The 25,901-nt window shown below is 64.5% G+C and carries 26 protein-coding genes; 8 read left to right on the top strand and 18 right to left on the bottom strand.

Going from position 1 to position 25,901, the window contains the following annotated elements; translation table 11 throughout:
• Positions 1-340: 340 nt before the first annotated feature.
• The 4 genes from F3J14_RS15100 (at position 341) to F3J14_RS15085 (ending at position 4,140) form a co-directional block, all read left to right on the top strand.
• Complete coding sequence (locus tag F3J14_RS15100; protein WP_166723667.1) at positions 341-1,558, top strand: DUF2863 family protein; 1,218 nt, start codon at positions 341-343, stop codon at positions 1,556-1,558.
• A gap of 210 nt (positions 1,559-1,768) precedes the next feature.
• Positions 1,769-2,605, top strand: a complete 837-nt coding sequence (locus F3J14_RS15095) for a response regulator transcription factor (RefSeq protein ID WP_166723666.1) — start codon at positions 1,769-1,771, stop codon at positions 2,603-2,605.
• A 76-nt stretch (positions 2,606-2,681) separates the two neighbouring features.
• On the top strand, positions 2,682-3,356 hold the full coding sequence (locus F3J14_RS15090) for an energy-coupling factor ABC transporter permease (RefSeq protein ID WP_166723665.1): 675 nt from the start codon (positions 2,682-2,684) through the stop codon (positions 3,354-3,356).
• A gap of 136 nt (positions 3,357-3,492) precedes the next feature.
• On the top strand, positions 3,493-4,140 hold the full coding sequence (locus F3J14_RS15085) for a hypothetical protein (protein WP_166723668.1): 648 nt from the start codon (positions 3,493-3,495) through the stop codon (positions 4,138-4,140).
• An 84-nt stretch (positions 4,141-4,224) separates the two neighbouring features.
• On the opposite strand, the gene F3J14_RS15080 is transcribed toward F3J14_RS15085, so the two are convergent.
• Together F3J14_RS15080 and yaaA are read right to left on the bottom strand one after the other, a co-directional pair.
• Complete coding sequence (locus F3J14_RS15080) at positions 4,225-5,379, bottom strand: M14-type cytosolic carboxypeptidase (protein WP_166723664.1); 1,155 nt, start codon at positions 5,377-5,379, stop codon at positions 4,225-4,227.
• A gap of 186 nt (positions 5,380-5,565) precedes the next feature.
• Complete coding sequence (yaaA, locus tag F3J14_RS15075; protein ID WP_166723663.1) at positions 5,566-6,348, bottom strand: peroxide stress protein YaaA; 783 nt, start codon at positions 6,346-6,348, stop codon at positions 5,566-5,568.
• Positions 6,349-6,405: 57 nt separating this feature from the next.
• Between yaaA and F3J14_RS15070 the strand changes: the two genes are divergently transcribed.
• Both F3J14_RS15070 and F3J14_RS15065 read left to right on the top strand, forming a co-directional pair.
• Positions 6,406-6,903, top strand: a complete 498-nt coding sequence (locus tag F3J14_RS15070) for a putative toxin-antitoxin system toxin component, PIN family (protein WP_166723662.1) — start codon at positions 6,406-6,408, stop codon at positions 6,901-6,903.
• Between the two features lie 31 nt (positions 6,904-6,934).
• A complete protein-coding gene (locus tag F3J14_RS15065) occupies positions 6,935-8,107 on the top strand; it encodes a pyridoxal phosphate-dependent aminotransferase (protein WP_166723661.1) in 1,173 nt (390 codons plus the stop codon).
• Positions 8,108-8,155: 48 nt separating this feature from the next.
• On the opposite strand, the gene F3J14_RS15060 is transcribed toward F3J14_RS15065, so the two are convergent.
• Positions 8,156-8,812 carry a glutathione S-transferase gene (locus F3J14_RS15060; protein WP_166723660.1) on the bottom strand — a complete coding sequence of 219 codons (657 nt, stop codon included), beginning with the start codon at positions 8,810-8,812 and terminating at the stop codon, positions 8,156-8,158.
• A gap of 211 nt (positions 8,813-9,023) precedes the next feature.
• On the opposite strand from F3J14_RS15060, the gene F3J14_RS15055 reads away from it, so the two are divergent.
• Complete coding sequence (locus F3J14_RS15055) at positions 9,024-9,815, top strand: enoyl-CoA hydratase (protein ID WP_166723659.1); 792 nt, start codon at positions 9,024-9,026, stop codon at positions 9,813-9,815.
• A gap of 173 nt (positions 9,816-9,988) precedes the next feature.
• The gene (locus F3J14_RS15050; RefSeq protein ID WP_166723658.1) at positions 9,989-10,681 is read left to right on the top strand and encodes a glutathione binding-like protein; all 693 of its coding nucleotides are present in this window, start codon (positions 9,989-9,991) and stop codon (positions 10,679-10,681) included.
• A 50-nt stretch (positions 10,682-10,731) separates the two neighbouring features.
• Here the strand turns inward: F3J14_RS15050 and F3J14_RS15045 are convergent, their stop codons facing one another.
• The 15 genes from F3J14_RS15045 to nuoG all read right to left on the bottom strand — a co-directional run bounded on the left by F3J14_RS15045 (position 10,732) and on the right by nuoG (position 25,866).
• On the bottom strand, positions 10,732-11,208 hold the full coding sequence (locus tag F3J14_RS15045; RefSeq protein WP_166723657.1) for a MaoC family dehydratase: 477 nt from the start codon (positions 11,206-11,208) through the stop codon (positions 10,732-10,734).
• The gene (locus tag F3J14_RS15040) at positions 11,205-11,666 is read right to left on the bottom strand and encodes a MaoC family dehydratase (protein WP_006750473.1); all 462 of its coding nucleotides are present in this window, start codon (positions 11,664-11,666) and stop codon (positions 11,205-11,207) included. The genes F3J14_RS15045 and F3J14_RS15040 overlap by 4 nt, the downstream gene beginning before the upstream one ends.
• A gap of 34 nt (positions 11,667-11,700) precedes the next feature.
• The gene (locus tag F3J14_RS15035) at positions 11,701-12,834 is read right to left on the bottom strand and encodes an acyl-CoA dehydrogenase (protein ID WP_166723656.1); all 1,134 of its coding nucleotides are present in this window, start codon (positions 12,832-12,834) and stop codon (positions 11,701-11,703) included.
• 19 nt (positions 12,835-12,853) lie between these two features.
• Entirely contained in the window at positions 12,854-14,050 is a 1,197-nt protein-coding gene (locus F3J14_RS15030) for an acyl-CoA dehydrogenase family protein (protein ID WP_166723655.1), read from the bottom strand.
• Between the two features lie 54 nt (positions 14,051-14,104).
• On the bottom strand, positions 14,105-14,527 hold the full coding sequence (locus F3J14_RS15025; RefSeq protein WP_006756910.1) for a DUF1178 family protein: 423 nt from the start codon (positions 14,525-14,527) through the stop codon (positions 14,105-14,107).
• Between the two features lie 138 nt (positions 14,528-14,665).
• Positions 14,666-15,256 carry an NUDIX hydrolase gene (locus F3J14_RS15020; protein WP_006750469.1) on the bottom strand — a complete coding sequence of 197 codons (591 nt, stop codon included), beginning with the start codon at positions 15,254-15,256 and terminating at the stop codon, positions 14,666-14,668.
• Between the two features lie 251 nt (positions 15,257-15,507).
• Positions 15,508-15,804, bottom strand: coding sequence for a DUF2818 family protein (locus F3J14_RS15015; RefSeq protein ID WP_006756909.1), 297 nt, complete (start codon positions 15,802-15,804; stop codon positions 15,508-15,510).
• Positions 15,804-17,258 (bottom strand): NADH-quinone oxidoreductase subunit NuoN, encoded by a 1,455-nt coding sequence (gene nuoN, locus F3J14_RS15010; protein ID WP_211080356.1) that lies wholly within the window; start codon positions 17,256-17,258, stop codon positions 15,804-15,806. The genes F3J14_RS15015 and nuoN overlap by 1 nt, the downstream gene beginning before the upstream one ends.
• Before the next feature lie 36 nt (positions 17,259-17,294).
• Complete coding sequence (locus F3J14_RS15005; protein WP_166723653.1) at positions 17,295-18,785, bottom strand: NADH-quinone oxidoreductase subunit M; 1,491 nt, start codon at positions 18,783-18,785, stop codon at positions 17,295-17,297.
• A gap of 18 nt (positions 18,786-18,803) precedes the next feature.
• A complete protein-coding gene (gene nuoL, locus F3J14_RS15000; protein ID WP_166723652.1) occupies positions 18,804-20,858 on the bottom strand; it encodes an NADH-quinone oxidoreductase subunit L in 2,055 nt (684 codons plus the stop codon).
• A gap of 17 nt (positions 20,859-20,875) precedes the next feature.
• Positions 20,876-21,181, bottom strand: a complete 306-nt coding sequence (gene nuoK, locus F3J14_RS14995) for an NADH-quinone oxidoreductase subunit NuoK (RefSeq protein WP_004185739.1) — start codon at positions 21,179-21,181, stop codon at positions 20,876-20,878.
• A gap of 17 nt (positions 21,182-21,198) precedes the next feature.
• Positions 21,199-21,849: an NADH-quinone oxidoreductase subunit J gene (locus F3J14_RS14990; RefSeq protein ID WP_166723651.1), complete on the bottom strand. Its 651-nt coding sequence runs from the start codon at positions 21,847-21,849 to the stop codon at positions 21,199-21,201.
• A 114-nt stretch (positions 21,850-21,963) separates the two neighbouring features.
• Positions 21,964-22,452 (bottom strand): NADH-quinone oxidoreductase subunit NuoI, encoded by a 489-nt coding sequence (gene nuoI / locus F3J14_RS14985; RefSeq protein WP_006398806.1) that lies wholly within the window; start codon positions 22,450-22,452, stop codon positions 21,964-21,966.
• A gap of 15 nt (positions 22,453-22,467) precedes the next feature.
• The gene (nuoH, locus tag F3J14_RS14980) at positions 22,468-23,535 is read right to left on the bottom strand and encodes an NADH-quinone oxidoreductase subunit NuoH (RefSeq protein ID WP_166723650.1); all 1,068 of its coding nucleotides are present in this window, start codon (positions 23,533-23,535) and stop codon (positions 22,468-22,470) included.
• Positions 23,536-25,866, bottom strand: coding sequence for an NADH-quinone oxidoreductase subunit NuoG (gene nuoG, locus F3J14_RS14975; protein ID WP_166723649.1), 2,331 nt, complete (start codon positions 25,864-25,866; stop codon positions 23,536-23,538).
• Positions 25,867-25,901: the final 35 nt, after the last annotated feature.

Below are 25,901 nucleotides of genomic sequence, written 5' to 3'. Positions count from 1 at the left end.
TTCAGCAGCAGAGAAGCGAGATTATGAACCGTCTTTCTTCGCTCGTCAACAACTTTTTGAACTGCTTCGTTGCGACGGCGGGGGTTCAACTTCGTGTGCGCCGGGGCTCCTACAGCCTACCCTCGACCGCACCGCTTCCCTTCCCTCCCGTGCCGCGTTTCCGTTAGCGCGAAAGAGGCGTGATTGTAGGCAGCGTCCTCGAACTGCGCAAGGGGTTTGATGGATTTTTCTTCAACCCCGTCGATACGGCCTTCCGGCCATACCGGAGCACAAGGCCGCTTATGGTGCAAAGAACGGACTAGAATGTGAGGTTCTTCGCCCCTTTCTATACGTATTTAATATGCGCCAGCGAATCGCCAAACGCCTCCCCCCCGACGCCGACAAACTGGTCGGCCTGTCGCTTGCGCTCTTCGCCTCGGGCAGCCGCATCGAGGATCGCTTCTGGGAAGCGAAGCTCGACGCGCTGCTCGCCAAGATCGTTCGCAACGGCAACCAGACCACGCTCGACGCGGCACTCGACCATCTGCAGCAGAACCACCCCGATGCCTATGGCGCGCTCGCCGACATGGCCGAGACGCACAGTGAGTCGATGGTGATCGAGCACGACGGCCAGCCGTACGATGCGCTGCTGGTAGCCGTGCCCGTTCTCGCGTGGACGCGCTACATGATTCCGTCGGGCCCGCTGAAAGGCGACGTCGCCGACGCACTGCGCACGCAACTGCAGGCGCACGTGCTCGCAACCGGCACGCTCGTCGGACTCGCCCCGTTCCTGTACAGCATCGACCAGTTGCCGCGCCACCACGTCGAGACCTACCGGCTCGCCCAGCAGCTTGCGCATGCGGCAATCGGCCAGCACGCCGCCAAGCTGAGCTTCGGCGACCTGCCCGAAACCTCGCCGATCCTGGCCGACCCGCGCTTCCTGCTCGCCGTGGTTGCCGCGCCGGCCGGCGCACCGCTGTTCCGCTGGCAGGAAGAAGAGCACGGCAACCGGATCGAACGCGGCCAGTGTCTCGAGCAGTGGACCGCCCAGGGCGGCCCGAACCTGTCGGTCGCCCTCCCCGGCTGCGAGTTCGAATGCCTGCTTCCGGACGCGTACTATTCGGCCTGCCGCGATGCGGACGAGCGGATCCGTCCGCACACGGTCCGAACGGCCATCCGTTATCTTTTCGACACACTTGGTGCGGCACCGCAGGAACTGCGCGCCGTGGTCGCGGGCTTCGGCGAGCGCCGGATCGACGAGTATCGCGTCGGCTTCACGCGACGTGCCAGCAACGACGTGATCTATGGCGTCGTGTGGCCGCTCTACGGTCGCGAGAACGGCGACGTGTCGATCGACAGCGCGACGCTCGAAGGCGAAGCGCCGATCGAAGGGCCGATCGAGGAAATCGTGAGTCTGCTGAAGGAATGCGGCGTAACCGACGTCCGCCGGCACGCAGGCCGCTTCGAGCCCGAGTACTGCGACGACTGCGGCGTGCCGCTCTATGCGGATCCACTCGGCGAGATCGTCCATGCGGAAATGCCGGAAGACGCATCGCCGGCCCAGCCGCACTTTCACTGATCGCGCACCGCGGGCTCGCCGAGCCTGCCCGACAAAGCCGCTCCCGGTTCCCGCCGGAGCGGCTTTTTTCTCGCCCGCATTTTCCTCCACTCAAAATTTCGGACTTTTCCTAAGCCTTTCAGCCAAGCAGACATCGTGTAAGGTCTTTGTCATGATCAAACCCAAGACATGCCGACGGCAGATCAATGACTCACCTTATGGAGGTTGAATATGCGGTTCCTGGTGCTGAACTCAGACGCCGAACGGCGTGACGGACTGAAGGCCCTGCTTCGGCAGATCGACCGTCACGCCAGCATCAACGATGCGCCCGACGGTTTCCAGGCGCGCCGGCTGCTGCGCACCCAGCGTTTCGACCTCGTCGCAATCAACTGGCTGGACGTCGGCCGGCTCAGCGAACTGCAGGCGCTCTGCAGCGCCTGCTCGCCGACGCCCGCCGCGGTGCTGATCGACGAATCCACGCCGGAAGCCATCCAGCGCTTCTACAACTATGGCATTGCGGGCGTCATCCCGCACTCCATGCGACCGCACCTGATCGTGCGGGCACTCGAAATGGTTCTGCTGGGCGGCCACTACATCCCGCCCATCGCGCTCAGCCTGCTGCCCTCCGCTGCCGCGGCACGCCACGACGCCCATTTCCAGACGCTCGCCGGATCGCTGCCGCGCCGCCCGGCAAGCCGCCTCCTGTCGCCGAGACAGGCGCAGATCATGCGCTTCGTCCATATGGGCAACACCAACAAGATGATCGCCCGCACGCTCGGCATCAGCGAAGGCACCGTAAAGATCCACCTCGCCAGCATCTTCCAGCAGCTTGGCGCGGCAAACCGCGCCGCCGCCGTCGCAATCTACAACGGCTGGCTGTCGCCGCATCTCGAGGTGCTGCTGGCGAACCGCGAGCGTGCGGACAAGCCGGCCATCGGCGAACGCGGCCCGGTTCCTCTGCGCACGCAACGGAACAACCGTCCGTACCCGCTGCCGGACGCGAACACCGACACCGCGGACCTGCCGCTCGCGGCCGAACCGCCGGCGAGGTTTCGGCGCGAACGCTAGTCGGACTAGTATCGATATTGCGACGGTCAGCAAGTGCGGATTCCCACCTTTGATGCTCAACGAGTAATATGGACGCATGGGTTTTCTTTTCACACCGCTTCCGCTCTGGGTTGGCATCGGCGGCTGGATCGGCGCCGTGGCTCTGCTCGCGCTCGCGCTCTGGAAGCGTCCGTTCGTCCGCCTGCAGGACGCAACGCTCCAGCATGTGTGGCTCGCGCTCGTCACTGCAATCACGGTTCTGTGGGCCTCGAATGCATGGCTCGAGGACGGCATCGTCATGCACCTGCTCGGCGCGACGCTGCTCGTCACGCTGTTCGACTGGACGCTTGCGCTGATCGCGATGGGTGCCGTCACGGGCGTCGCCGCGATCGTCTTCGACGCGCCATGGCAAGGCATCGGCCTCACCTATCTGATTTACGGCGCCCTACCGGTCGCCGTGTCCGCGTTGCTGCAGCGCGCCGTGATCGCGTGGCTCCCGCATAACCTCACGTCGTTCATCACAGGCCAGGGATTCCTGTCTCCGGCCATCGCGATCGTCGCGGTTGCCGCGGCCGCGGCCGGCGTCCAGCTCGCACTCGCGGACGGCGTGCCCGTCGTGATTCCCGCCGGCTATCTGCTCAACACCGCGCTGCTCGCGCTTGGCGAAGCGTGGTTCACCGGCATGGCCACCGCGCTCATCGCAGTCTATCGTCCGGCGTGGGTCACGACGTTCGACGTGCGGCGCTATCGACTCGGCGGCCCGCGCGCCTGAGTGCGCCTGTCCCGATGCGATCGGTGCATGCGGCGATCCGATTCCGCAGCGCGGGAGAGTGTGGCATCTACTGCCGCCCAACTTTTTTACGCTAAGATTGAACTCCCGTTCTTCATCGGGCATCTATACCTGCCCGATGCCTCATTCGCTCCTCACCAATAACCAGATGGACAGCTCTCCTGCCTCGCTCCGGATTTTCCGGGCGCTCGGCAAGCTGGCGGCCTGTGTCGCGGGCCTGTCGCTTGCGCTTCCGGCACCGGTATTCGCCGACCTCCTCGACCAGCGCTCCGAACTGATCAACAAATTCGTCAACGAGATGCATGCCGATCCGATCGTCGCCGATTGTGCGGCGCACGGCAGCTTCATCGCCAGCACGTCGTCGGCCTTCGACCGCGTCGACTTCGCGCCGAACGCGTTCGAAAAAGGCAACGCGACGATCACGCCGTGGAACGACTCGTTCGATCAGGGCAAGCAGCGCGTAAAGGTCGACAACATCGTCGCCGTGGACGGCCTCGGCATCCACAGCGACGGCAGCGAGCCGACACCGCTGAAATTCCGCTGCGGCTATGTCGGTCAGCAAATGCTTGCGTTCAGCTGGAACGATCCCGTGCCGCCGCTGAAGCCGCGCGTCGAGCGCTCGTCGTCGTCGACGAAGAAGTTCAAGGGCAAGTCGCACCGCGGCAAGGTCAAGGCATCCGGCCGCACCGGCAAGAAAGCCGCCGCAACGAAGAAATCAAGCGGCCAGAAGAAAACCGTGAAGACGAAAACCGCAAAGAAGTCCTGATACGACCGAAGCTGCAACGACAGAAGCGAAAAAGCCGGCGCATCGCACGATGCACCGGCTTTTTTCATGTCGACGGTGGTGCGCTTACGCGAACGTCTCGACGTGCACCAGGATTGCCGCCAGCATCGCGGCACCCAGCGCCGCGCTGCGTTCGCCGTTCCAGCCGACCCGCTCGTCGGGCAGGTTCGCGTTGTCCTTGAACGGCATCTCGAGCGTCAGCGACAGGCAGCCGAACTGGTGGCCGATGTACTTCGATGCGAGCTTGAGCGCGTCTTCCTTGTACTTGCTCGCCGCGTAGCCATGCTCGGTCTGGAAATCCGGGCTCGCGACCTTGAACGCATCGATGAACGCGGTCTGCTCCTTGCGCTGCTGCTCGGTGAAGCTCGGCAGCATCTCCGAACCCGCGACGAACACGTACGGCAGATCCTCGTCGCCGTGAATGTCGAAGAACATGTCGCAGCCGATCGCATGGATCGCATCGCGCACGGCCAGCACTTCGGGGCTGCGCTCGGCATTGGGCTCCATCCACTCGCGGTTCAGGTTCGCGCCCGCCGCGTTGGTGCGCAGGTTGCCGTGCACGCTGCCGTCCGGGTTCATGTTCGGGACGATGTAGAACGTCGCGCGGTCGTAAAGCTTGCGCGCCACCGGATCGCCCGCCCAATCGCCCCATCCGGCCAGCCGCTTGACGAGCCCTTCGATGAACCACTCGGCCATCGTCTCGCCGGGGTGCTGCCGCGCGATGACCCATACCTTCTTCTTCGGTGCGCCGTCGACTTCCGGCGTACCGAGCGTCAGCAACGACATCGGACGGCCTTCGACCGTGCGGCCAAGCTCGACGACGCGCGCCTGCGGCAACTGCTGGACCGCGCCGAGAAACGCCGCATGGCGCTCTTCCGAATACGGCTCGAAATACGCGTAGTAGATGCTGTCGAACTCGGGCGTATGGTCGATGGTCATCGTCTTGCCGTCGAATGTCGTCGGCACGCGGAACCAGTCGACGCGGTCGTAGCTCGCGACCGCGCTGTAGTTACGCCATCCCGACGGATACGCGCATTCGGCCGCATTCTCGAACGACATCACGCAACGCTCGCCGCGCGCGCCGGTCAGGCGGTAGTAGAACCATTGTGCGAATTCCGAGCGGTTGTCGCCGCGCACGCGCAGCCGGATCGCGTCCGGGCTGTCGCACGACACGACGTCGATGGCGCCCGCGTCGAAATTGCTGGTGATCGAAAGGGTCATCTGTCTCTCCTCTGTCGACCGGAGTTGGTGCTTCAGCACTTACTCCGGTCCCATGCAAAGCTGTCGACCGGAGTTGGTGCTTCAGCACTTACTCCGGGCCCATGCAAAGCTGTCGAGCGGAACGGGCGGTTTGCCGCCTGCCCGGCCTCATGCATGCGCCGGCCGTCTCGTGAACGGCCGCCGGGGTCACTCGCCGATTCGCCGGCGATATACGTAAGTCGAATCGTTCGATGCAGCGGCGTCGAACGCGTAGTCTTCCATCGCGAAATCCTTCAGCGCCGCCGGTTCGGAGATGCGGTTCTCGACGATATAGCGCGCCATCAGGCCACGGGCTCGCTTCGCGTGGAAACTGATGATCTTGTAGCGGCCGCCCTTCCAGTCCTCGAACACCGGCGTGACGACCGGTGCGGCCAGCAGTTTCGGCTTGACCGACTTGAAGTACTCGGTCGACGCGCAGTTGACCAGCACGCGCGCCGCACCGCTGCGCGTCTCGAGCTGTTCGTTCAGCGCACGCGTGATCCGGTCGCCCCAGAACGCATACAGATCCTTGCCGCGCGCGTTCGCGAAACGGGTACCCATCTCGAGCCGGTACGGCTGCAGCAGGTCGAGCGGGCGCAGCAGCCCGTACAGGCCCGACAGCACGCGCACGTGCTGCTGCGCGTAGTCGAGATCGGCGGCCGACAGCGATTTGGCATCGAACCCTTCGTACACGTCACCGTTGAACGCGAGCACCGCCTGCTTCGCATTGGCCGGCGAGAAGGTCGGCGACCAGTCCGCGTAGCGCTGGAAGTTCAGCCGCGCGAGCGGGTCGGAGATGTCCATCAGCGTCGCGATGTCCTGCGGCGACAGCTTGCGCAGGCCGTCGATCAGTTCCGACGCATCGTCGACGAATGCAGGCTTCGTGTAAGACGGGACGTGGGCAGGCGTATCGTAGTCGAGGGATTTGGCAGGAGAGAGAACGATTATCATAGAGGCTCGCTGGCACGCCGTGCCTTGCGGTCAGACGAAAACCACCGATTGTAACGAATGACCCGCTCCTCCGCCCCGCATGTCGCACATCGCGTCGTGCTCGACTCGAACGTCTGGATCGACATACTCGTATTCGACGACCCTGCCACACGCCCGATCCGGGCTGCGCTCGAACGCGGCACGCTGGCCGCCGTGATCGACGGCCGCTGCCTGAACGAACTCGAGCTCGTGCTCGACTACCCGCAATTCCGGGAGCGCGCGATCGACAAGGCCCAAGCGCTCGCGACCGTCGCCCGCCTGACGAGCCTCGTCGAGCCGCCGCCCGTCGACGCCGACGCGCCGCCGCTGCCGAAGTGCAAGGACCGCGACGATCAGAAGTTTCTCGAGCTCGCGCGCGCCGCGCAGGCCGATTGGCTCGTGTCGAAGGACCGTGCGCTGCTCAAGCTCGCAAAGCGCACCGCACGTGACTTCGGCTTCCGGATCGCGCAGCCCGCGCCGTTTACCGAAGCCTGCGCGCTCGATGCCGCGTCGGCCATCCCCACCACGCCGGCCTGACGGGCCGACGCAACACGCTGCGACCGTATCGATGAACGCTCCTTCCGACATGCCTACGAATCCCGTTTTCCCATCGCGCCTGCCGAACGTCGGCACCACGATCTTCACGGTCATGAGCGCGCTCGCCGCCGAGAAAGGCGCCGTGAATCTCGGCCAGGGCTTCCCCGATTTCGACTGTGACCCGCGCATCGTCGACGCGGTCGCGGCCGCGATGCGTAACGGCCACAACCAGTATCCGCCGATGGCGGGCGTCGCGCCGCTGCGCGACGCGATCGCCGACAAGATCGCGCAGGTCTACGGCCGGCGCTACGACCCGGCCACCGAGATCACGGTGACGGCCGGCGCGACGCAGGCACTGCTGACGGCGATCCTGTGCGCGGTGCATCCGGGCGACGAGGTGATCGTCGTCGAGCCGACCTACGACAGCTACCTGCCGTCGATCGAACTCGCCGGCGGCAAGCCTGTGTTCGTCACGCTGGAGGCGCCCGACTACGCGATCCCGTTCGATCGTCTCGCCGCCGCGATCACGCCGAAGACGCGGATGATCATGATCAACACGCCGCACAACCCGACCGGCACCGTGTGGCGCGAGGCCGACATGCGCAAGCTCGAGGAGATCGTGCGCGGCACCAACGTGCTGATCCTGTCCGATGAAGTGTACGAGCACATGGTCTACGACGGCGCCCGGCACGAGAGCGTCGCGCGCTACCCGGAATTGGCCGAGCGCAGTTTCATCGTATCGAGCTTCGGGAAAACCTACCACGTGACGGGCTGGAAGATCGGCTATGTCGCGGCGCCCGCCGCGCTGACCGCGGAGTTCCGCAAGGTCCATCAGTTCAACGTGTTCACGGTGAACACGCCGACGCAGATCGGGCTCGCCGACTACCTGCGCGATCCGGCACCGTACCTGACGCTGCCCGACTTCTACCAGAAGAAGCGCGACTTCTTCCGCGCCGGCCTCGAACGCACGCGCTTCAAGCTGCTGCCGTGCACGGGCACGTACTTCCAGTGCGTCGACTATTCGGCGATCAGCGACCTGCCCGAAGCGGAATTCTCGAAGTGGCTCACGTCGGAGATCGGCGTGGCGGCAATTCCGGTGTCGGCGTTCTATCACGAGCCGCACGAATCGGGCGTCGTGCGCTTCTGCTTCGCGAAACAGGAAAGCACGCTCGCGTCCGCACTCGAACGGCTCGCGCGCCTGTAAGTCCGGCACGGGCGGCCAGACGCGGCCCGTGCCGTGCCCGGGCCGCGCTTACGAACGCGCGGTGCCCGTCGCCTCGACATAGGCCTTGCGATCGGCCGCCACGCGCTGTGCGGCCGGCCGCTCGCCGACCAGCTTCGCATGTGCCTTCCAGTCGATGCCGGCGTCGAGCAGGAAATCGCGGCCGAACATGGCCTTCGTCGCCATCCCGATCACCGGCAGATGGACCGATGCGGCGATGTCCGCAAGACCGAACGTGTCACCGAGCACGTAGGGCGAGAATTGCGTCATCCGCTTGAATGCATCGATCGCACGCGGCAGGCGCTTCTCGACATGCGCCTTGATCCCGTCGCTGACCTTGCCGCCGAAAAACGCTTCCGTATAGACCTCGCGCGCGGTCCATTCGAGATACAGCTCCAGCGTCTCGACGAGTTCGCGCACCTTCGCGGCCGCGAACGGCCCCGCCGGGAAAATGGCCTTGTCGGGATAACGCGCTGCCAGATACTCGATGATCACCTGCGACTCGAACAGCGCACCCTCTTCCGTCTTCAGGAACGGAATCTTGCCGAGCGGCGAATCGGCGAGCAATGCCGGATCGCCGATCGGCAACCTGCATGTCGCTTCCTCGAACGGGATGTCATGTTCGAGCAGGACGAACTTCACCTTGTTGTAGTAGTTGGACAACGGAATACCGCACAGCTGTAGCATCGGAGTCTCCTTCGTTGCTGGAGCGCGGCCGCAGCGACGCCGGCCGCACCAGGATTCGTCGCGCTGAAAAGCACGTTCGTGCTAGTCTAAAGCAGTTTCATGTCCGTCACGACAACAATGCATCCGCTGCGGCAGCGCCCTCACGGGTATGCGCACGAGCCCGCGCAACGCGCGGCGCCGCAGCCTCGCCATCCGATGGAGACACCCTCGCATGAGTGCTGAACTGCTGGCCTCGCGTCCGCCCGAGAGCGAATCGACGCTCGTCCTCACGCTGTCCAATCCCGGCGCGCGCAATGCGCTGCATCCCGACATGTATGCGGCCGGCGTCGAAGCGCTCGCCACCGCCGAGCGTGATCCCGCGATTCGCGCGGTCGTGCTCACGGGGGCCGATCGTTTCTTTTGCGCGGGCGGCAACCTGAACCGGCTGCTCGACAACCGCTCGAAGGATCCGTCCTACCAGGCCGACAGCATCGATCAGCTCGGCGCGTGGATCACGGCGATCCGAGCATCGACGAAACCCGTAATCGCGGCGGTCGAAGGTGCGGCGGCCGGCGCGGGCTTCTCGCTCGCGCTCGCGTGCGACCTGATCGTCGCCGCGCACGACGCGAAGTTCGTAATGTCGTATGCGCGCGTCGGCCTCACGCCCGACGGCGGCGGCTCGTGGTTTCTCGCACGCGCGCTGCCGCGCGCGCTGGCCGCCGAAATCCTGTTCGAAGGCAAGCCCGTCGCGGCCGAACGCCTGCATGCGCTCGGCGTCGTCAATCGGCTCGCCGTGCCCGGTGCCGCATTGTCCGATGCGCTCGCGTGGGCCGACTCGCTTGCCGGCATCTCGCCGAACGCACTCACGCGCATCAAGTCGCTGCTCGACGATGCGCCCGCGCAGCCGCTCGAAACCCATCTCGGCACCGAGCGAGATCACTTCGTCGCCTCGCTGCATCACGCGGACGCGTTCGAAGGCATTACCGCGTTTCTCGAGAAACGCCAGCCGCGCTACAAGCGCTGATCCGCGCAATCCCGCTGTTCGAACGGCCTCGCCGTCGCCGCATCGACACGCGTGCGCCGGCGCGCGGCCGCGCCTTCCCGCCGCCTGCAACGTACGTCGATCCATGCTCTAATGACCGCCTGTCGCGGCGTCCTGCCGGCGCCGTTTTCGCGCATGCAACGAAGGAGTTGACGATGATCGACGTCTACAGCTGGGCGACCCCGAACGGCCACAAGGTACACATCATGCTCGAGGAAACGGGCCTCGCGTATCGTGTGCATCCGGTCGATATTGGTGCGGGCGACCAGTTCAAGCCCGAATTCCTGAAGATCAGCCCGAACAACAAGATCCCCGCGATCGTCGACGCGGACGGCCCTGGCGGCAAACCGATCTCGCTGTTCGAATCGGGCGCGATCCTCGTGTACCTTGCGGAAAAGACCGGCAAGTTCCTGCCGACCGATCCGGCCGCGCGCTACGCGACGCTCGAATGGCTGATGTTCCAGATGGGCGGCATCGGCCCGATGCTCGGGCAGGCGCATCACTTCCGCCTCTACGCGCCGCAACAGATCGAATACGCAGTCAACCGCTACACGAACGAAGCGAAGCGCCTGTACAACGTGATGGACAAACGCCTCGGCGAATCCGAATATCTCGCGGGCGACACGTACACGATCGCGGACATTGCGACGTTCCCGTGGACGCGTTCGTGGCAGAACCAGGGCATCGTGCTCGATGAACTGCCGAACGTGAAGCGCTGGCAAGAAGCGATTGCCGCGCGTCCTGCCGTGCAGCGCGGCGTCGAAGTCCTCGCATCGCTGCGCAAGGCACTGCAGGACGACAAGGCGCGCGAGATGCTGTTCGGCGCAACGCAATACGCGAAGCACTGAAGCAGCACGCATGGGCAACGCGGCGGCATCCGTCGATGCCGCCGCGCGCATCAGAAGTAGTGCAGCGTAATGAATTCCGCCGCGCAAACAAGCAACGGCGTGTCGGGACGCTCGGCCTGCACCGACACCGACCACGTGACCTGCACGCCGCCCTGCGCGGCCTCCGCGGTTTCCTTCACCGCGAACAGCGCGCGCACACGCGTGCCGACCGGCACCGGCTTCAGGAACCGCACGCGATTCAGTCCGTAGTTCACGCCCATCTTCTGCTCGAAGCGCATCGCATCGGCCATCAGCGCGGGAATCAGCGACAGCGTGAGGAATCCGTGCGCGATCGGACCGCCGAACGGCGACTCGCGCCGCGCGCGCTCGGGATCGACGTGTATCCACTGGCGATCGCCGGTCGCGTCGGCGAAACCGTCGACCCGACGCTGGTCGATCTCGACCCAGCCGCTTGCCAGCGGTTCCGCGCCGACGCATGCATGCAGCGCCTGCGTCGACGCGATCAGCGGCAATGTCACGTCCGTCATGCGTCCGCTCCTTGCGGATGGCGCAGCCCGAAGATCACCTTGGTATGCACGGAGATCACCGTGTCGCCGGCGCCGTTGATGCCGATCCATTCCGTCGACACGATGCCGCGGTCGGGCTTGCTCGCCGACACGCGCTTGTCGTGGATCTTCTGGTGCATCGTGATCGTGTCGCCGGCACGCACGGGCTTGAGCCAACGGATCGAATCGATGCCGGGCGAACCCATGCTGGTCGAATCCGGCCCAAGCTTCTTGATGAGCAGGCTCATGAACACCGAACACGTATGCCAGCCGCTCGCGACCAGTCCGCCGAACGGCGATGCCTTGCCGGCTTCCTCGTCCAGGTGGAACGGCTGCGGATCGTAGCGTTGCGCGAACGCCTTGATGTCGTCCGGTTCGAACGTGTAGCGGCCGATTTCGGTCGTACTGCCGACTTCCAGGTCTTCGTAACTGATGCCCACAGTGTGTCTCCTCTGGCGCGCTCGCGCGTCGCCGTCATGCCGCGTCGGCCTGCGCGAAATCCGGCAGGGCCGCGATACGCGCAAGATGGTGATCGGTGTCGCCGAGTGTCGTCTCGATGATCGACAGCCGCTTGAACAGGTGCGCGGCGGCGACCTCGTTGGTCACGCCCATGCCGCCGTGCAGTTGCACGGCCTGCTGGCCGACGAAGCGCGCTGCCGCGCCGACCCGCGCCTTCGCGGCCGAAACCGCCTTGCGCCGCGCATCGGCATCGCCGCCCGCGTAACGCACCGCGGCCAGGTAGGTCAGCGAACGCGCCTGCTCCGCGTGAATCAGCATGTCGACCATTCGGTGCTGCAGCGCCTGAAAACGCGCGATCGGCACGCCGAACTGTTCGCGCGTCTTCGTGTATTCGACCGTCGCGCGGTTCAGTTCGTCGAGTGCGCCGACCGCTTCCGCACAGAGCAGGAAGGTCGCGTAATCGGCAATCTGCTCGAACGCGGCCGCGTCACGGCTGCCGCCCGTCAGTTGCCGCGCGGGCGTTTCATGCAGTTCGATCGTCGCGGCGCGCTGGCCGTCGATCGTCCGATAGTCGACGAGCTTCACTCCCGCGGCGTCGCGCTCGACGACGAACAGGCCGATGCCGCCGCCGTCGACCCGCGCGGGCACGATCCATGCGTGCGCCTGTGCGCCGTGCTGGACGACCGACTTGGTGCCGGTCAGCCGGTAAGAACCGCCCTGCTCGCGCGCCTGGGTGCCGAGTTCGTACAGGTCGTAGCGCGTCCGCGGTTCGTGAAACGCAACCGCCAGGCGCTTCTGCCCCTGTGCGACCGCTTCCAGCAGCGCGGCATCGTCGCCGGTGCCGGACCCGGCGACGCGCAGCGCCTCGATGCCGACCGCCGTCGCCCAGTACGGCTCGATCACGAGTGCGCGGCCGAGCTCCTGCATCGCGACCAGCATGTCGACCGGGCCGCCGCCGAATCCGCCCTGCGCCTCCGGCACGGGCAGCGCGGTCAGGCCCAGTTCCGCGAATGCGCTCCATTGCGCGTCCGACACGCCCGCCTCGCTGCGCACGATGGCCTGGCGTACGTCGAAACCGTACTGCTCGCCGAGATAGCGGCGCAGTGCGTCGGCGAACTGTTGCTGCTCATCGGTAAAGCTGAAATCCATGGTTGTCTCCGTTCCCTGATCACAGCCCGAGAATCATCTGCGCGATGATGTTCTTCTGAATCTCGTTCGAGCCGCCGTAGATCGACGTCTTCCGATAATTGAAGTAGTACGCTGCGAGCGGCGCGGCATCGTCGTCGCCCGCGAGGCTGTGTTCGCGCTCGCCCTCGAGGAACGGCACGTCGAATGGCGCCGCGAGCGGCCCGATCGCCTCGAACATCAGCTCGGTGAGCGCCTGCTGCACCTCGGTACCCTTGATCTTCAGCATCGACGCCTCGGGACCCGGCCCCTTGCCGCTCGTCTCGCGGCTCACGACGCGCAGCACCGTCACCTCGAGCGCCATCAGCTCGACCTCGAGCGCCGCGACCTTCGCGGCAAACACGGGATCGGCGAGCAACGGCTTGCCGTTCTTCTGCTGATTCGACGCCACGCGCTTCAGGAACACGAGCTCGCGCTTCGACGCGCCGACGCGCGCGATACCGGTGCGCTCGTGGCCCAGCAGGTATTTCGCGTAGGTCCAGCCGCGGTTTTCGTCGCCGACGAGATTCTCGACGGGCACCTTCACGTCCTCGAAGAACACTTCGTTGACCTCGTGATCCTCGTCGAGCGTGATGATCGGACGCACCGTGATGCCGGGCGTCGCCATGTCGATCAGCAGGAACGAGATGCCCTCCTGCTTCTTCGCCGCCGGATCCGTGCGCACGAGGCAGAACATCATGTCCGCGTGCTGGCCGAGCGTGGTCCAGGTCTTCTGGCCGTTGACGATGTAGTGATCGCCGTGGCGTTCGGCGCGGGTGCGCAACGAGGCGAGGTCCGACCCGGAGCCCGGTTCCGAATAACCCTGACACCACCAGTCGGTGCCGTCGAGGATGCGCGGCAGATAGTGACGCTTCTGCGCTTCGCTGCCGTATTTCATCAGCACCGGCGCGACCATCGATACGCCGAACGGCAGCACGGTCGGCGCGCCGATGCGGGCGCACTCCTCGTCCCAGATGTGCCGCTGCGTCGCGTTCCAGCCCGGGCCGCCGTATTCAGCGGGCCATGCGGGCGCGGACCAGCCGCGCTGGCCGAGAATCCGGTGCCAGCTCGCGAAATCCTCGCGGTCGAGTCGTTTGTGATCGAGTACTTTGGCGCGCAGGGCGTGAGGCAGATTGGCCTCGAGCCAAGCGCGGACGTCAACGCGGAACGCGTCGTCGGCGGGGGAATAATCCAGATCCATGCGCAGTGTCTCCTGACCGCGGCCATCCGGCCCGGCCAAGACCCACTGCGTACGTCATTGCAGCGGTTCTTTCAGCGCGGCAGGAATCGGCAGCGGCATCACGTCGATGCCTTCTTCAGCCAAGGATTGCGCATCCTCCGGCGTCGTGACGCCACGAATGCTGCGTGCCGGCGCCTCGTTGTAATGGATGCGCCGCGCTTCCTCAGCGAAGCGCTCGCCCACATTCTCAGTCTTCTCCAGCACCTCGCGCAGCGCGCGCATCACCTGCGCCTGCAGCGCACGCGGATCGGCCGGCTGCGCCTGCGTCGCGCCCGACAGGTTCAGGCGCGGCGCCGACGGCATCCGGTTGATCTCGGTCGTCCCGCACACCGGACATTCGACCAGCTTGCGGGACAACTGCGCTTCGAACTCATCGGCGGAAGCGAACCAGCCTTCGAACCGATGACCGTGCGGGCACTGTAAATCGAGGACCTTCATGCTGTGAATCAGGGCGTGTGACGAGTGTAGCGCAAAACGCGCTTTTGTGAACGATCGTGCTAAATCAGGATCGCGCAGCCGGAAAGCGGCCGCGTCACCGGATTGTAACGCGGCGCCCCACCCGCCGCTGACGCGCGGTCAGGGCTTCTGAACCGGGCCGAGCGGCCAGGTGCCGGACAGTACCTTGTCGAGCCACATCATGCCGATGATGGTCTTCACGTCGGTGATCTGGCCCGTGCGCACCCATTCCTGCAGGTCGGCTTGCGTCGCCGTGAAGGTTTCGAGGAATTCGCCTTCGTCGAGCTTGCGCTCGCCGGCCGTCAGCCCGCGCGCGAGATACAGGTCGATGAATTCGGTCGAGTAGGAAATGATCGGATGAATCCGGGCCAGGAACACGTATTCGCGTGCCGTGTAGCCAGTTTCCTCGCGCAGCTCACGCACCGCGCAGGCGAGCGCGCCTTCGTTCGGATCGAGCTTGCCGGCCGGGAACTCGGCCATGACCTTGCCGATCGGATAGCGATACTGGCTTTCCATCAGCACGCGGCCGTCGTCGAACAGCGGGATCACCATTACCGCGCCCGGGTGCTGAACGTATTCGCGCGTGGCCTGCTTGCCGTCCGGCAAACGGACGGTATCGCGCTTGAGCTTGAGGAATGAGCCTTCGAAAATCGCCTCGCTCTCGAGGCAGGTTTCGGTCAGTGCGGCGTCGTGATTGGGTAGTTCGGCCATCGGCGGCTCCGTGGATGAGCGCGACGACCAAGGGCCGGTCCGCGCTAATAACTAGCTTGCGCTGGCCGCCAGAAGGGCCGAGCGCAAGGATTGCGACGAACAGAATACTTGACGTATTCGCAACGAGCATGACGCCGCGATCGGCCGTGCTGGCGGCCAGCCCCACTACTGTGTTTTTTCAATCAGGCGAACGCGCATAGCGGGCCGCACCGCGCGTACGCAAGCTTGCGATCAGCGCGGACAGGCCCTTGTCAGCGTCGTTTGACGAGATACTGGAACGTGAAGCCGGGAAACGCGAACACGACAAAGAGACTGAAGGTGATCGCGTAAAACTGCCAGCCCTGTTCGAAGCGGTTGCCGGCGCGCGACTCGAGCCAGAAGCCGAGGGCGCCGACGACGAAATACAGCACGATCAGCTCGCCGATCCGAACCCACGCGTTCTTCTTCGTCGCGCCGAACGGCACGACGGCGAAGAGGCGTTGGTTCAGGAACGGCACGTTGGCGCATACGAGCGCCAACAGCACGATGAACCAGCCGGCTGCCGACATTACAGCGGCAGCGTATGACGGATCGCCTGCAGGCAGGCCGTCAGCAGCGGGCTCGGGATCATGCCGAGCACGACGACCGCGATGCCGTTCAGCACGAGGATCGTGCGCTTGCAGAAATCGCCGGTGACCGGGGTCGTGTCTTGCGGGGCATCGAAGTACATCAGCTTGACGATGCGCAGGTAGTAGAACGCGCCGAACAGCGACGTGATCACGGCCAGCACGGCCAGCCACGTGAGGCCCGCGTTGACGGTCGCCTCGAGCACCGCGAGCTTCGCGTAGAAGCCGACGGTCGGCGGGATACCGGCCAGCGAGAACATCATGACCATCATCACGAACGCGAACACGGGGCTGCGCTTGTTGAGGCCCTTGAAGTCGTCGATCGTCTCCGCTTCGAAATCGCGGCGCGCGAGCAGCATCACCACGCCGAACGAGCCGAGCGTCGTGATCAGGTAGACGATCGCGTAGAACATCGCCGAGCTGTACGCGTTCGCCGGTGCGGCCGCGTCGCCCTTCACGATGCCTGCGAGCAGGCCGAGCAGCACGAAGCCCATGTTCGAGATCGCCGAGTACGCGAGCATCCGCTTGATGTTGCGCTGAACGATACCGGTGATGTTACCGACGATCAGCGACAGCGCGGCGAGGATCACGAGCGCGGTCTGCCAGTTCTGTGCGAGCGGCAGCAGGCCCATCACCAGGAAGCGCAGACCCCACGCAAACGCGGCAACCTTCGGGCCGCCGCCGACGAACAGCGTCATCGCGGTCGGTGCGCCCTGGTAGACGTCCGGCACCCACATATGGAACGGCACGGCGCCGAGCTTGAACGCGATACCGGCGACGATGAAGACCACGCCGAACATCAGCACGGCTGCGTCGGTGTTGCCGCCGACTGCCTTGTACACCTCGCCCAGCTCGAGCGAGCCGGTCGCGCCGTAGAGCATCGAGATGCCGTACAGCACGAAGCCCGACGCGAGCGCGCCCAGCACGTAGTACTTCATCGCGGCTTCGCTCGACTGCGGGGCATCGCGGCGCAGCGCGATGACCGCGTACAGCGACAGCGACATCAGTTCGAGGCCAAGGTACAGCGTCAGGAAGTTGTTGCCCGACACCATCACCAACTGACCGAGCAGCGAGAACATGCCCAGCAGGAATACGTCGCCGCGGAACATGTCGCGGTCTTCGAGGTACTTGCGCGAATAGACGAGCGAGACCGCGAAGCCGATCGACACGACGGCCTTCATCATGCTCGCGAACGAGTCGACGACGACCATCCGCGAGAAGAAGTAGTACTGGTGCGGGTCCAACGCCTGCACCGCGAACCACACGCCGGCGACGACCGACGAAACCACCGCGATCAGATAGGTCAGGCGACGGCCGGCGGCACCGGTAAAGGTGTCGTTCAGCCATGCGACGACGATGGCGACCATCACCAGCGCGTCAGGCAACAGGACATTCATAGGTGCGTTCATGATCTTGATTTCCTCCGCTCGCGATTACTGGGCCAGCGGCAGTTTCGACTGCGCGACATGGGAGAGGAGGTTTTCCACGGAAACGTGCATCACGTCGGTGAAAGGCTTCGGATACAGGCCCATCAGCATCGTGAACGCGGCCAGCACGGCCAGCATCAGGAATTCGCGACGGCCGATGTCCTTCAGCTTGGCAACGTGATCGTTCGCGACCGCGCCGAAGTACACGCGCTTGTACATCCACAGCGTGTAGGCGGCGCCGAGGATCAGCGTGAATGCCGCGCCGAATGCGATCCAGAAGTTGTACTGGACGGCCGCGAGAATCACCATGAACTCGCCGACGAAACCCGAGGTACCCGGCAGGCCGCAGTTGGCCATCGAGAACAGCATCGCGAATGCCGCGAACTTCGGCATCACGTTCACGACGCCGCCGTAGTCGGCGATCTGGCGCGAGTGCACACGGTCGTACAGCACGCCGATGCACAGGAACATCGCACCCGACACGAAGCCGTGCGAGATCATCTGGATGATCGCACCTTCGACGCCGAGCTGGTTGAAGATGAAGAATCCGAGCGTCACGAAGCCCATGTGCGCGATCGACGAATACGCGACCAGCTTCTTCATGTCGGCCTGCACCATCGCGACAAGGCCGATGTAGATCACCGCGATCAGCGACAGCGTGATCACGACCGGTGCCAGGAAGTGGCTTGCGTCAGGCGTGATCGGCAGCGAGAAACGCAGGAAACCGTACGCGCCCAGCTTCAGCATGATCGCCGCCAGCACGACCGAGCCGCCCGTCGGCGCTTCCACGTGCGCGTCCGGCAGCCAGGTATGCACCGGCCACATCGGCACCTTCACCGCGAACGCGAGGAAGAATGCAATGAACAGCAAGATCTGCGGCGTCATCGCGATCTTGGCGTTCTGCCACGTCGCGAGGTCGAACGAATGCGTCTGCGTGTACAGGTAGATCAGCGCGACCAGCATCAGCAGCGAGCCGGCCAGCGTGTACAGGAAGAACTTGAATGCCGCATACACGCGGTTCGGGCCGCCCCACACACCGATGATGATGTACATCGGGATCAGGGTCGCCTCGAAGAACACGTAGAACAGCAGGCCGTCGGCCGCCGAGAACACGCCGATCATGATCCCGGACAGGATCAGGAAGGCCGCGAGGTACTGCGCGACGTTCTCGGTGATCACTTCCCACGCGGCGATCACGACGATCACCGTGATCAGCGCGGTCAGCACGACGAACCACATCGAAATGCCGTCGACGCCGAGGTGGTACGAGATGTCGAAGCGTTCGATCCAGGTCGACTTCTCCACGAACTGCAGCGCGGCCGTGCTCGAGTCGAAGTCCGTGATCAGCGGGATCGTGACCACGAGACCGAGCAGCGAACCGATCAGCGCGACCCAGCGGGCCGTCCCCGGATTTTTGTCGTTACCCACCGCGAGCACGAGGAGGCCGAAAACGATCGGCAGCCAGATCGCGGTACTGAGAATCGGAAAAGCGTGCATTAGTGTTGTCTCCCCGCCTTATTTGCCGCCGAGCGTTACAAACAGGGTCAGGAGCCCCAGCATGCCGATGATCATGGCGAACGCGTAGTGATAGATGTAACCGGATTGGAGGAAGCGGATCACGCCGGCGAACCAGCCGATGAACCGGGCGCTGCCGTTGACGAGGCCGTCGATCACCACGACGTCACCCTCCTTCCACAGGCCGCGGCCGATCGCCACCGAACCACGGGCGAACACCACTTCGTTGATCTTGTCCATGTAGTACTTGTTGTCCAGCAGCGTGTAGATCGGGCCGAACGCGCGGCGGATCACGGCAGGCAGCTCAGGACGCTTCAGGTACAGGAACCACGCGACCACGACGCCGGCGATCGCGAGCCACAACGGCAGCGTCGTCAGCGAGTGCAGGCCCATCGCGGCCCAGCCATGGAATTCCTTGCCCAGCTCTTCGAGGCCCGGATGGTTTTCGCCGATGAAGATCACCTTGTCGAATGCCACGCCATGTTCGAAGAAGCTGCCGTACAGCATCGGGCCGATCGCGATCGCACCGACGATGACCGACGGAATCGCGAGCAGCACGAGCGGCAGCCACACGACCCACGGGGTCTCGTGCGGTTCGTGCGCGTGGTCGTCGTGACCATGGCCGTGGCCGTGATCGTCGTGACCGTGCGCGGCCGCCATGCCCATCGGCGATTCGGGATGCTTCGGTTTGCGGAAGCGCTCTTCGCCGTGGAACACCAGGAAGTACATGCGGAACGAGTACAGCGCCGTCACGAACACGCTCGCGACCACCGCGAAGTACGCGAAGCCCGAACCCGCGAGATGCGATTCCTTCACGGCCTCGATGATCGAATCCTTCGAGTAGAAGCCCGAGAAGAACGGCGTGCCGATCAGCGCGAGCGAGCCGATCAGCGACGTAATCCACGTGATCGGCATGTACTTGCGCAGGCCGCCCATGTTGCGGATGTCCTGGTCGTGGTGCATGCCCATAATGACCGAGCCCGCGCCGAGGAACAGCAGCGCCTTGAAGAACGCGTGCGTCATCAGGTGGAACAGCGCGACCGGGTACGCGGACACGCCGAGCGCGACCGTCATGTAGCCGAGCTGCGACAGCGTCGAATACGCGACGACGCGCTTGATGTCGTTCTGGATGATGCCGAGGAAGCCCATGAACAGTGCCGTGATCGCGCCGATCACCGTGATGAACGACAGCGCGGTATCCGACAGTTCGAACAGCGGCGACATGCGCGACACCATGAAGATGCCGGCCGTCACCATCGTCGCCGCGTGAATCAGCGCGGAGATCGGGGTCGGGCCTTCCATCGAGTCAGGCAGCCACACGTGCAGCGGGAACTGTGCCGACTTGCCCATCGCGCCGATGAACAGGCAGATACAGGCGACTGTCAGCAGGCCCCAGTCGGTGCCCGGGAAGTGCAGGCTTGCAAGCTCGGCACGCTTCGCGAACACTTCGCCGTAGTTCATCGAACCCGCGAACGCGAGCAGCAGGCCGATGCCCAGCAGGAAGCCGAAGTCGCCCACTCGGTTCACGAGGAACGCCTTCATGTTCGCGTAGATCGCGCTCTCACGCGTGAAGTAGAAGCCGATCAGCAGGTACGACACCAGACCCACCGCTTCCCAGCCGAAGAACAGCTGCAGGAAGTTGTTGCTCATCACGAGCATCAGCATCGAGAACGTGAACAGCGAGATGTACGAGAAGAAGCGCTGGTAGCCGTCTTCCTCCGACATGTAGCCGATCGTGTACACGTGCACCATCAGCGAGACGAAGGTCACGACGACCATCATCATCGCGGTCAGCGAATCGACGAGGAAGCCGATTTCGAGTTTCAGCGAGCCGACGTTCATCCATTCATAGACGGTCGCGTTGAAGCTCGCGCCGCCCATCACGTCGAGGAAGACTTTCGCCGACAGGAGGAACGCGATCAATACGCCGAGGATCGTGATCCGGTGTGCGCCCTTGCGCCCCACTGCGTTCCCGAACAGCCCCGCAATCAGCGAGCCGGCCAGCGGAGCGAGCGGAATCGCCAGCAGCAGGTTTTCATTGAGTGTCATTGACATAACAGCGTTGCCTGAAATTAACCTTTGAGCTGATCGAGATCCTCGACATTGATCGTGTCGAGCTTACGGAACAGGGTCACCAGAATCGCGAGACCGATCGCGGCTTCCGCTGCGGCGACGGTCAGCACGAAGAACACGAAGATCTGGCCGTGCACATCGCCGAGGTAGTGCGAGAACGCGACGAAGTTGGTGTTCACCGCCAGCAGCATCAGTTCGATCGCCATCAGGATGATGATGATGTTGCGGCGGTTCAGGAAAATCCCGACGATCGCGATCGCAAAGAGGATCGCGCCGAGTACGAGGTAGTGAGCAAGAGTCAGCATGGTTTCTTTTCCTCCGCTTAGCCGTTGGTGCTCGTACCGGATTCGCTCTGCGCCGTTTCCGGCTGCGGCTTTTCCGCTTCCATCTTCACGAGGCGCACGCGGTCGTTGCGGCGCACCTTGACCTGATCCGACACGCGCTGGCGCTTGCTGTCCTTGCCCTTGCGCTCGGTGAGCCCGATCGCGGCGATGATCGCGACCAGCAGCACCAGGCCGGCGATTTCAAACGCGAAGATGTAGTCGGTGTAGATCACCTTGCCGATCAGTCGCGTGTTCGACCAGTCGGCCATCGCGCCCGTCGCCATTGCGTGCACCGTGTGCGTGTCGCCGTAGCCGCGCCACAGGATCAGCGCGGTCTCGACCACGATGATCGCGCCGACCACCGTTGCCATCGGCACGAAACGCTTGAAGTCGCGGCGCAGGTAATCGATGTTGATGTCCAGCATCATCACGACGAACAGGAACAGCACCATCACGGCGCCCACGTACACCAGCACCAGCAGGATCGCGAGGAACTCCGCTTCCAGCAGCATCCAGATCGCGGCGGCGTTGAAGAACGCCAGCACAAGGAAAAGCGCAGACGCCACCGGGTTGCGCGAAGTGATCACCTTCAGCCCTGATACCACCAGGAGCAGCGCGAAGATGTAGAACAGTACGGTCGTGAATTCCATGATTACCGGTTCATCGTTAGGCCATAGTCAGGCGCGGCTTGCGGGACGCTCTCGCGTGCCGCACCCGTCGCGGCGGCTCGACCCGTTCATGCCGGGCCGGCACTGCAAACACAATCAACGATACGGCGCGTCGGCGGCCTTCGCCGCAGCGATGTCCTTCTCGTAGCGATCGCCCACCGCGAGCAGCATTTCCTTCGTGAAATACAGGTCGCCGCGCTTTTCGCCGTGGTACTCGAGAATCTGCGTCTCGACGATCGAATCGACCGGGCAGCTCTCTTCGCAGAAACCGCAGAAGATGCACTTCGTCAGGTCGATGTCATAGCGCGTCGTGCGGCGCGTGTTGTCCGCACGCGTTTCCGATTCGATCGTGATCGCCAGTGCGGGGCACACGGCCTCGCACAGCTTGCACGCGATGCAGCGCTCTTCGCCGTTCTCGTAGCGGCGCAGCGCATGCAGCCCGCGAAAGCGCGGCGAAATCGGAGTCTTCTCTTCCGGGAACTGCACGGTGAACTTGCGCCGGAACGTGTAGCGACCGGTCAGCGCGAGCCCCTTCAGCAGCTCCGTCAGGAAGAAGGTCTTAAAGAAGTGTTGGATTGCCGTCATGATTTCGTCCGATCTTTACTTCACCCAGATGTTGAGCGGCGACATCATCCAGAAGCCGACCACGACCACCCAGATCACCGTGACGGGCAGGAACACCTTCCAGCCCAGACGCATGATCTGGTCGTAACGGTAGCGCGGGAACGTCGCGCGAACCCAGATGAACACCGACAGCAGCGCGAACACCTTCAGCACCAGCCAGAAGATGCCCGGAATGAACGACAGGAATTCGAACGGTGCATCCCAGCCGCCGAGGAACAGCGTCGCGGCGAGCGCCGAGATCACGATCATGTTGATGTACTCGGCGAGGAAGAACAGCGCGAACGCCATGCCCGAGTAATCGATCATGTGACCCGCGACGATCTCCGACTCCCCTTCCACCACGTCGAACGGGTGACGGTTCGTTTCGGCGATGCCGGACACGAAGTAGACGACGAACGCCGGCAGGAGCGGCAGCCAGTTCCACGACAGGAAATTCACGCCGTGGCCGGCGAAGAAGCCGTGCTGCTGCGAGCCGACGATTTCCGACAGGTTCAGGCTGCCGGCCGTCATCAGCACGAGCACCAGCGCGAAGCCCATCGAGATTTCATACGACACCATCTGCGCAGCCGCGCGCATCGCACCGAGGAACGCGTACTTCGAGTTCGACGCCCAGCCGGCGAGAATCACCGCGTACACGCCGATCGACGAGATCGCCATCGCATACAGCAGGCCGGCGTTCACGTTCGCGAGCACGGCTTCGGCCTGGAACGGGATCACCGCCCAGACGGCGAACGCCGGCACGACGGTCATGACCGGCGCGATCAGGTACAGCCAGCGGCTGGCGGCGCTCGGCTGAATGACTTCCTTCAGCAGCAGCTTCAGCACGTCGGCGATCGGCTGCAGCAGGCCGGCGGGGCCGACGCGGTTCGGGCCGAGACGCACGTGCATCCAGCCGATCAGCTTGCGTTCCCACAGAATCAGGTACGCGACGCACAGCAGGATCACGACGGCGACGACGAGGATGCGCACGATGGCCCACACCGTCGGCCATGCGATGCCGAGAAGCTGGGCTCCGCCCGCGTTGATCGTATCGAACAAGCTCATTTACGCCTTCTCCACCACCAGTTCACCGGACAGGCCGCCGAGCGCTGCGCCGGCAGGCGTCGCCGCCGACACGCGAACGACCGTCTCCGCAAGATTCGCGTCGCGCACGGCCGGCAACTGCACCGCACGCTCGCCCTGGCGCACGCGCACTGCGTCGCCTTCCTTCAAGCCCAGCTTGTCGAACAGCGCGGCCGGCAGGGCTGCGGCGTTCGCCACCTTCGCGGCGGCCGTCAGGTGCAGCGCACCTGCGCGGCGCACGAGTGCGTCGGCGTGATAGATCGGCACATCGGCGAGGCGCTCGAAACCGCCGTTCGCGGCAGTCGCCGCGACGCGTGCCGGCGCGACCGACGCCTGGTTCGACAGACGGCTCGCGACACCTGCGTCGCCGAGCGCCGCAAGACGCACTTCTTCAGCGGTCTCGTATTCGAAGTTCGGCAGGCCGAGCAGGCTGCCGAGCACGCGCAGCACCTTCCAGGCCGGACGCGTGTCGCCGAGCGGGCGCACGACACCGTTGAAGCTCTGCACCGAGCCTTCCGCGTTCACGTACGTACCGGCCGTTTCCGTGAACGGCGCGACCGGCAGCAGCACGTCGGCGTAATCGAGGCCGTGCTTGAACGGCGACATCACGACGACCATTTCAGCCTGGTTCAGCGCGGCAAGCGCCTGCGCCGGATCGGCGGTGTCGAATTCCGGTTCGACGTTCAGCAGCACGTAGCCCTTGCGCGGCTGCGCGAACGCTTCGCGGGCGTTCAGGCCGCCTTCGCCCGGCAGCGCACCGACGACGTGCGCGCCGACCGTGTTCGCCGCTTCCGTCAGGAAGCCGAACGTCGCACCGGTGTTGTCGGCGATCCACTGGGCGACGGCGTGCAGCTGCGCGAATTGCGGATGACGGACGGCCACGTTGCCGAGCAGCACCGCACGGCGCTCGCCGTTCGCGAGCGACTGGGCGACCGCTTGCGCGGCCGGCGAGGCAGTGACGCCCGCGAGCGTGTCCGGCAGTGCGACGCCGCGCAGTTGCGCGACGGCCGCGGCGACGCCGGCCAGTTCGTCGAGCCATGCCGACGGCGCAGCGACGATGCGCTTCGCGGTCGGGATCAGCGAGTCGTCTGCGGTCGCGTGCAGGAAGTGCAGCTTCGCGCCGTTCTTCGCGGCCTGACGCAGGCGTGCGGCGAACAGCGGGTGGTCGCGGCGCAGGAACGAACCGACGACGAACGCGGCATCCACGTTCGACAGGTCGGCGATCGGCATGCCGAGCCACGGTGCGCCCTGGACCGGCGCCGAGAAATCCTGCTGACGCAGACGGAAGTCGACGTTCGGCGTCTTCAGTTCGTTGGCGAGCTGCTTCACGAGGAACAGCTCTTCAGCGGTGCTGTGCGCGCTCGCGAGCATCGCCAGCGCGTTCGCGCCGTGATCCGCGGCGATGCCCTTCAGGCCCTTCGCGACATACTCGAGCGCGGTCTGCCAGTCGGTTTCGATCCACTGGCCGCCCTGCTTCAGCATCGGCTTCGTCAGGCGCTCTTCGCTGTTCAGGCCTTCGTACGAGAAACGATCCTTGTCCGAGATCCAGCATTCGTTGATCGCTTCGTTCTCGAACGGCAGCACGCGCATCACGCGGTTGTTCTTCACCTGCACGACGAGGTTCGCGCCGACGGAATCGTGCGGGCTCACCGACTTGCGGCGCGACAGTTCCCACGTACGGGCGCTGTAGCGGAACGGCTTGCTGGTCAGCGCGCCGACCGGGCACAGGTCGATCATGTTGCCCGACAGCTCGGAGTCGACCGTCTTGCCGACGAACGTCGTGATTTCCGAGTGCTCGCCGCGACCCAGCATGCCGAGCTCCATCACGCCGGCGATTTCCTGGCCGAAGCGGACGCAGCGCGTGCAGTGGATGCAGCGCGACATCTCTTCCATCGAGATCAGCGGGCCCACGTTCTTGTGGAACACCACACGCTTTTCTTCCGAGTAGCGCGACGACGACTTGCCGTAGCCGACCGCCAGATCCTGCAGCTGGCATTCGCCGCCCTGATCGCAGATCGGGCAGTCGAGCGGGTGATTGATGAGGAGGAATTCCATCACCGACTGCTGCGCCTTCACGGCCTTGTCGGACTGCGTGTGCACGATCATGCCGGCCGACACGGGCGTCGCGCAGGCAGGCACGGCCTTCGGCATCTTCTCGACTTCGACGAGACACATCCGGCAGTTGGCCGCAACCGACAGTTTCTTGTGATAGCAGAAGTGAGGAATGTACGTATCTGCCTTGTGCGCAGCCTGGATCACCATGCTGCCTTCGGGCACCTCGACCTTCTTGCCGTCTATTTCAAGTTCAACCATGATGGTGAATGGTCCTTAACCTATTTCCGCCCGTT

The organism is Burkholderia sp. Tr-862 (genome assembly GCF_011753085.1).
Taxonomy (GTDB): Bacteria; Pseudomonadota; Gammaproteobacteria; order Burkholderiales; family Burkholderiaceae; genus Burkholderia; species Burkholderia ambifaria.
Note: the sequence above shows the minus strand (reverse complement) of the source record. Positions and strands in the feature narration are given on the sequence as shown.

Bases quoted from the DNA above. Each gene is read 5' to 3' on its own strand.
- nuoG (WP_166723649.1), bottom strand. From the start codon at position 25,866: ATGGTTGAACTTGAAATAGACGGCAAGAAGGTCGAGGTGCCCGAAGGC.
- F3J14_RS15060 (WP_166723660.1), bottom strand. From the start codon at position 8,812: ATGCTACAGCTGTGCGGTATTCCGTTGTCCAACTACTACAACAAGGTG.
- F3J14_RS15045 (WP_166723657.1), bottom strand. From the start codon at position 11,208: ATGACGGACGTGACATTGCCGCTGATCGCGTCGACGCAGGCGCTGCAT.
- F3J14_RS14990 (WP_166723651.1), bottom strand. From the start codon at position 21,849: ATGGAATTCACGACCGTACTGTTCTACATCTTCGCGCTGCTCCTGGTG.
- F3J14_RS15080 (WP_166723664.1), bottom strand. From the start codon at position 5,379: ATGACCCTTTCGATCACCAGCAATTTCGACGCGGGCGCCATCGACGTC.
- nuoK (WP_004185739.1), bottom strand. From the start codon at position 21,181: ATGCTGACTCTTGCTCACTACCTCGTACTCGGCGCGATCCTCTTTGCG.
- F3J14_RS15025 (WP_006756910.1), bottom strand. From the start codon at position 14,527: ATGAAGGTCCTCGATTTACAGTGCCCGCACGGTCATCGGTTCGAAGGC.
- F3J14_RS15020 (WP_006750469.1), bottom strand. From the start codon at position 15,256: ATGGCCGAACTACCCAATCACGACGCCGCACTGACCGAAACCTGCCTC.
- yaaA (WP_166723663.1), bottom strand. From the start codon at position 6,348: ATGATAATCGTTCTCTCTCCTGCCAAATCCCTCGACTACGATACGCCT.
- F3J14_RS15030 (WP_166723655.1), bottom strand. From the start codon at position 14,050: ATGGATCTGGATTATTCCCCCGCCGACGACGCGTTCCGCGTTGACGTC.
- F3J14_RS15055 (WP_166723659.1), top strand. From the start codon at position 9,024: ATGAGTGCTGAACTGCTGGCCTCGCGTCCGCCCGAGAGCGAATCGACG.
- nuoH (WP_166723650.1), bottom strand. From the start codon at position 23,535: ATGAGCTTGTTCGATACGATCAACGCGGGCGGAGCCCAGCTTCTCGGC.
- F3J14_RS15085 (WP_166723668.1), top strand. From the start codon at position 3,493: ATGCCTCATTCGCTCCTCACCAATAACCAGATGGACAGCTCTCCTGCC.
- F3J14_RS15100 (WP_166723667.1), top strand. From the start codon at position 341: ATGCGCCAGCGAATCGCCAAACGCCTCCCCCCCGACGCCGACAAACTG.
- nuoL (WP_166723652.1), bottom strand. From the start codon at position 20,858: ATGTCAATGACACTCAATGAAAACCTGCTGCTGGCGATTCCGCTCGCT.
- F3J14_RS15065 (WP_166723661.1), top strand. From the start codon at position 6,935: ATGAACGCTCCTTCCGACATGCCTACGAATCCCGTTTTCCCATCGCGC.
- F3J14_RS15015 (WP_006756909.1), bottom strand. From the start codon at position 15,804: ATGTCGGCAGCCGGCTGGTTCATCGTGCTGTTGGCGCTCGTATGCGCC.
- F3J14_RS15005 (WP_166723653.1), bottom strand. From the start codon at position 18,785: ATGCACGCTTTTCCGATTCTCAGTACCGCGATCTGGCTGCCGATCGTT.
- F3J14_RS15095 (WP_166723666.1), top strand. From the start codon at position 1,769: ATGCGGTTCCTGGTGCTGAACTCAGACGCCGAACGGCGTGACGGACTG.
- nuoI (WP_006398806.1), bottom strand. From the start codon at position 22,452: ATGACGGCAATCCAACACTTCTTTAAGACCTTCTTCCTGACGGAGCTG.
- nuoN (WP_211080356.1), bottom strand. From the start codon at position 17,258: ATGAATGTCCTGTTGCCTGACGCGCTGGTGATGGTCGCCATCGTCGTC.
- F3J14_RS15090 (WP_166723665.1), top strand. From the start codon at position 2,682: ATGGGTTTTCTTTTCACACCGCTTCCGCTCTGGGTTGGCATCGGCGGC.
- F3J14_RS15050 (WP_166723658.1), top strand. From the start codon at position 9,989: ATGATCGACGTCTACAGCTGGGCGACCCCGAACGGCCACAAGGTACAC.
- F3J14_RS15035 (WP_166723656.1), bottom strand. From the start codon at position 12,834: ATGGATTTCAGCTTTACCGATGAGCAGCAACAGTTCGCCGACGCACTG.
- F3J14_RS15070 (WP_166723662.1), top strand. From the start codon at position 6,406: ATGACCCGCTCCTCCGCCCCGCATGTCGCACATCGCGTCGTGCTCGAC.